Origin of the sequence: Pseudonocardia sp. NPDC049154, assembly GCF_040648315.1 — a bacterium.
GTDB lineage: Bacteria > Actinomycetota > Actinomycetes > Mycobacteriales > Pseudonocardiaceae > Pseudonocardia.
On the sequence record NZ_JBEZDN010000230.1, the window covers coordinates 1 to 4,927 of the forward strand.

The 4,927-nt window shown below is 74.2% G+C and carries 6 protein-coding genes; 4 read left to right on the top strand and 2 right to left on the bottom strand.

Annotated features, from left to right (window positions below; all coding sequences use genetic code 11):
* The coding region (locus AB0B41_RS42630) for a dihydrolipoamide acetyltransferase family protein (RefSeq protein WP_358212868.1) at nt 1–831 on the top strand (831 nt) is incomplete at its 5' end.
* 108 nt (nt 832–939) lie between these two features.
* Entirely contained in the window at nt 940–1,446 is a 507-nt protein-coding gene (locus AB0B41_RS42635) for an FxsA family protein (RefSeq protein ID WP_358212869.1), read from the top strand.
* Between the two features lie 11 nt (nt 1,447–1,457).
* Here the strand turns inward: AB0B41_RS42635 and AB0B41_RS42640 are convergent, their stop codons facing one another.
* Together AB0B41_RS42640 and AB0B41_RS42645 are read right to left on the bottom strand one after the other, a co-directional pair.
* Complete coding sequence (locus AB0B41_RS42640; RefSeq protein ID WP_358212871.1) at nt 1,458–1,616, bottom strand: hypothetical protein; 159 nt, start codon at nt 1,614–1,616, stop codon at nt 1,458–1,460.
* A gap of 182 nt (nt 1,617–1,798) precedes the next feature.
* Nucleotides 1,799–2,422 (bottom strand): SIMPL domain-containing protein, encoded by a 624-nt coding sequence (locus AB0B41_RS42645; protein WP_358212872.1) that lies wholly within the window; start codon nt 2,420–2,422, stop codon nt 1,799–1,801.
* Nucleotides 2,423–2,519: 97 nt separating this feature from the next.
* Here AB0B41_RS42645 and AB0B41_RS42650 point away from each other — a divergent pair, with 97 nt between their 5' ends.
* Both AB0B41_RS42650 and AB0B41_RS42655 read left to right on the top strand, forming a co-directional pair.
* On the top strand, nt 2,520–3,350 hold the full coding sequence (locus AB0B41_RS42650) for a DUF1206 domain-containing protein (protein WP_358212874.1): 831 nt from the start codon (nt 2,520–2,522) through the stop codon (nt 3,348–3,350).
* 117 nt (nt 3,351–3,467) lie between these two features.
* Complete coding sequence (locus AB0B41_RS42655) at nt 3,468–4,658, top strand: ATP-binding protein (protein WP_358212875.1); 1,191 nt, start codon at nt 3,468–3,470, stop codon at nt 4,656–4,658.
* Nucleotides 4,659–4,927 lie beyond the last annotated feature (269 nt).

Sequence of the window (4,927 nt, forward strand, 5' to 3'; positions counted from 1 at the left end):
GGGTCCGGCCCCGGCGGGGTCATCACCCGGGACGACGTCCGCGCGGCGGCCTCGGCGCAGGCCGCCGGTGCCGCCGCGGTCCCGGCGGCCGAACCCGCGGCCGCACCTGCCGCCGCCGCACCCGAGCCCGTCGGCGGCGTTCGTCGCGAGCCGATCCGCGGCGTGCGCAAGGCGACCGCGGCGGCGATGGTGCAGTCCGCCTTCACCGCCCCGCACGTCACCGAGTTCCTGTCGGTCGACGTCACGGAGACCATGGCGCTGCGCGACCGGCTGCGCGTGTCGCGCGCGTTCGCCGACGTCAAGCTCACGCCGCTCGCGTTCGTCGCCAAGGCGGTGTGCCTGGCCGCGCGCCGGACCCCGGCGGTCAACGCGAGCTGGGACGAGCCGGCCGGCGAGATCGTGTACTACGACCACGTCCAGCTCGGGATCGCCGCCGCGACCCCGCGCGGCCTGCTCGTGCCGAAGATCCGGGACGCCGACCGGCTCGACCTGCACGGCCTGGCCGTCGCGCTCGGCGAGCTCACCGAGACCGCGCGGGCGGGGAGGACGGCCCCGTCGGACCTGGTCGGCGGCACGATCACGATCACCAACGTCGGGGTGTTCGGCGTCGACACCGGCACGCCGATCCTCAACCCGGGCGAGGCGGCGATCCTGGCCGTCGGCTCGATCAAGCCCGCGCCGTGGGTCGTCGACGGCGAGCTCACGGTGCGGACGGTCTGCCAGCTGGCACTGTCGTTCGACCACCGGCTGGTCGACGGCGAGCAGGGCTCCCGTTTCCTCGCCGACGTCGGCGCCCTGCTCGAGGACCCCGCCACGGCGATGCTGTGGTGAAGCCCCGGTGAGCGGCGCCGGTGAAGCCCCGGTGAGCGGCACTCTCGTTCAGTAGGTGTGAGCGGGAGCGCCGTTCGCTCGGGTGATCGGGAGAAAAGCGGCGGTCCCGTGCGTTGGACGGGTATGCCGTTCGTGCTGCTGTACCTGGTGGTCGAGATCGTCGCCGTGGTCGCGCTGGGCTCCTGGATCGGCGCCCTGCCGACCCTGCTGGTGCTGCTCGCGGGTTCCGTGCTGGGCCTGTGGCTCGCCCGCCGGGAGGGGCTGCGGGCCGCGCAGGCCCTCGCCGAGGCGGCCCGGAACCGGCGCGTCGCCACCTCGGAGACCACGGACGGGATGCTCGTCGCCGTCGGCGGTCTGCTGCTGTTCGTGCCCGGCCTGGTCACGGACGTGCTCGGCCTGCTGCTGGTGCTGCCGCCCACCCGGGCGCTGGTGCGGCGCCGGCTCGTCGCGTCGACCGAACGCCGGCACCCCGGCCTGCGCACCGCGCGGATCCGCAGCGAGGGTCAGGTGATCGACGCCGACGTCGTCGACGTGCAGCCCGGGACGGGCACCGAGCCGCCGCGCCGTCCCGGCGGGCCCATGGTGATCGAGGGGACCGTGGTCGACCCCCGCTGAGCTCGCCGGCGCTACTCGGCCTCGGAGGTCAGGAAGGCGACCGTCACGGGGCCGCCGTGGTTGTGCAGCACGGCCGCGCTGCTGCCGGTGAGCAGCAGGCCGACGGCCACGGTGAGCACGGCCCGGGCGGTCGCCCGCAGCCCGGCCCGGCGCTGTCGTCCGGGGCGCATCCGCAATTCCTGCCGGGTGCGTCGCGTCAGGCGGTGCCGTCCCCCTCGAGAACCCACGCTGTCCTCCCGTCACGAACCGAGTGACTAGTCCGAACGAGTGTCGGACCCTGGACGGGAATTGCGCTACTCGGACGCTCCGATTCACCCAATGGAACAGCAATTCAGCGGGAAAAGTGCCGATATCACGAGCCGATCAACGTCCACGTCGTCGTACATCGCGCGGTGACGCGCACCGGCTCCGGTTCGAGACCCAGATCGGCGACGTCCGGGCCTCCCTCGGCCCGGGCCGCCCGCATCGCCATCATCGGCGCGGCCCCGTGCTCCGGCCCCTCGCTCAGCCGCACCAGCCGGCCCAGGCTGCCGCCCAGCGCGGCCGCGTAGCCCTCGGCCCGGCGACGGGCGTCGGCCACCGCGCGACGCTGCGCCTCCGCCAGCACCGCGTCGGGATCGGCGAGCGACCACGAGGGCCCGGACAGCGCCGCCGGCTCCGCCCCCAGCAGCAGCGACAGCGCCTCCTCGAGCACGCCCGGGTCGTCCACGCGCACCTGGATCGCCTCGCTGGCTCGGCACCCCGACGGCTTCGAGCCCTTGTACTCGGTGTGCACCGACACCCGCCGGCCGCGCACGGTGAGCCCGGGCAGCCCGAGCGCCTTCTCGGCGGCGGCCACCCGCCGGCCGAGCTCCTCGACCGCGGCGGTGCGGCTGCGCCCCCGCGCGTCGAACACCACGGAGAGCTCCGCGCGGTCGGCCGTGTGCTCGACCCATCCGGTGCCCTCGGTCACGATCTCCGGTGCGTTCTCGGTCACGCCCCGAGACTCCCAGATTCCCGCCGATCGCGGCGTATCCCCGAGTATCGGTCGGACGCTAGACAGGCGCAGACGGGGCGATGGTTACCGTGATGAGGTGCTCGCCCCCCTCCGGCGTCTGCGTCGGTCGGTCCGCCGTGGTCGCTCCGACGCGCCCGGTCGTGTCATCGACCTCGTCGGCCGCGGCGGCCTCGTCGCCTACGGTGTCGTCCACCTCGTGGTGGCCTGGCTCGCCGTGCGGATCGCGATCGGCCTGCCGGGGGGCTCGGCCGACGCGCAGGGTGCGGTCGCGGAGATCGCGACCGGTGCCGGGGCCGTCGGCCTGGTGGTGGCCGTCGTCGGGCTCGTCGCGTTCGCGGTCTGGCAGTTCACGGCCGCGGCGCTCGGCTTCCGCTGGGTGTCGGGCGGCGAGCGGGTGCGCAAGCGGGTCGGGGCCGTCGCCAAGGCGGTGACGATGCTCGGGCTGGCGGCGATCGCCGTGGCGTTCCTGCGGTCGGGCCCGCGCTCCGGCGACGCGGGGGCGCGCGACGTCGTCGCGGATCTCCTGCTGCTCCCCGGTGGCCGGCTCCTGGTGGCGGCCACGGCCGTGGCGATCGGGGTGATGGCGGTGACCATGACCTACACCGGCGTCAAGCGGACGTTCATGGGCGATCTCGACGTCCGGCGGCTCCTGCCCGCGCTGCGGCGCACGATCGAGGCGGTCGGCACGGTCGGGCACCTCGCCCGGGCGCTCGCGCTCGCCGTGGTCGGGGTGCTGGTGTTCACCGCGGCCGTGGCGTCCGACGCGCGCCGGGCCGGCGGGCTCGACGCCGCGCTGCGGGCCCTGGGCGAGACGCCGCTCGGGATGTCCCTGCTCGTCGTCGTCGCGCTGGGGTTCGGGGCCTTCGGGCTGTACTGCCTGGCCGACGCCGCCCTCCGTCGAGCCTGAGCTACCGGTGTCTAGCGACGGTGCTAGACGAGGGCAGACGGACCGATCGACGACACGCCATCGCGTCGGATAGCGAAATCTAGGGTCGTCGCGAGACGCGCGGATACCGTGCGATCCATGGATCCGGTGCGCAACCCGTTCGCTCCCGGCGCAGGTCAGCGACCCCCCGAGCTGGCGGGCCGGGACCGCGAGGTCGACGCGTTCGAGATCGTGCTGGAGCGGGTGGCCCGCGGCCGCCCGGAGCGCAGCCTCGTGCTCACCGGGCTGCGCGGCGTCGGGAAGACGGTGCTGCTCGGCGAGCTGCGGTCGATGGCCGTCCGGGCAGGCTGGGGGTCCGGGAAGATCGAGGCGCGGCCCGACGCCGATCTCCGCCGCCCGCTCTCCGCCGCGCTGCACCGGGCGATCCGGGACCTGGCGGTGCAGCACCCGCGGCAGGAGCGCGTCGACGAGGTGCTGGGCGTGCTCAAGGCCTTCGCCCTGCGCGCCTCGCCCGACGGCGCACGGATGCGGGAGCGCTGGCAGCCAGGCATCGACGTGCCGGTGCGCAACGGCCGCGCCGACTCGGGCGACATCGAGATCGACCTGGTCGAGCTGTTCACCGAGGTCGCGGAGCTGGCCAGCGAGGTCGCCACCGGGATCGCGATCCTCATCGACGAGATGCAGGACCTGCGGCCCGACGACGTCTCCGCCCTCTGCGCCGCCTGCCACGAGCTCTCGCAGTCCCGGATGCCGCTGGTGGTGGTCGGTGCCGGCCTGCCGCACCTGCCGGCTGTGCTGTCGGCGTCGAAGTCCTACTCGGAGCGGCTGTTCAAGTACGCCCGGATCGACAAGCTGGACCGCAAGGACGCCGACTTCGCCCTCATCGCCCCGGCCGAGCGCGAGGAGGCGGCCTTCGACGCCGAGGCCCTCGACCAGCTCTACGAGCGCTCCGGCGGCTACCCCTACTTCGTGCAGGCCTACGGCAAGGCCTCCTGGGACGCCGCGCCGACCAGCCCCATCCGGGCCGACGACGTCGCCCTGGCCGCGCCGGAGGCCGAGGCCGAGCTGGCGGTCGGGTTCTTCGGGTCGCGCTACGAACGGGCGACGCCGGCGGAGCGCGAGTACCTGCGTGCGATGGCCGAGCTGGCGGAGGGGACGGACGAACCCGTCGTCACCTCGACGATCGCGCAGCACCTCGAGCGCAAGCCCTCGTCGCTGTCGCCGGCGCGGGACAGCCTGCTGAAGAAGGGCCTGGTCTTCTCGGCCCAACGCGGCCAGATCGCCTTCACCGTGCCGCACTTCGGCCGGTACCTGCTCGCGTCCACCTGACCCAACCACTACCCCGATCGGGTGAAGAACGTATTTCGGGGACGCAGGCGTAACGACCCGGCCGGACCGGACGAATCCTGGGGTAGCCCCGTGGCGCTGTCGGACCCCCGACCTGGCAGCTCCGCGGGGCATCTTCGTTCTCGACGGTCCCGCCCGAGCCGTCTCCCCGGTCCGTATCCTGCCCGAGTCGACACCGCCGGGTGACGGTGTCCGCGCTGCCCGTAGCATCACCCCGGTGCCGGACCCGAAGTTCGAGATCCAGATGCTGC

Excerpts from the sequence above, each read along its gene's own strand:
- AB0B41_RS42655 (WP_358212875.1), top strand. The coding sequence starts at position 3,468 with ATGGATCCGGTGCGCAACCCGTTCGCTCCCGGCGCAGGTCAGCGACCC.
- AB0B41_RS42640 (WP_358212871.1), bottom strand. The coding sequence starts at position 1,616 with ATGCGCCCCGGACGACAGCGCCGGGCCGGGCTGCGGGCGACCGCCCGG.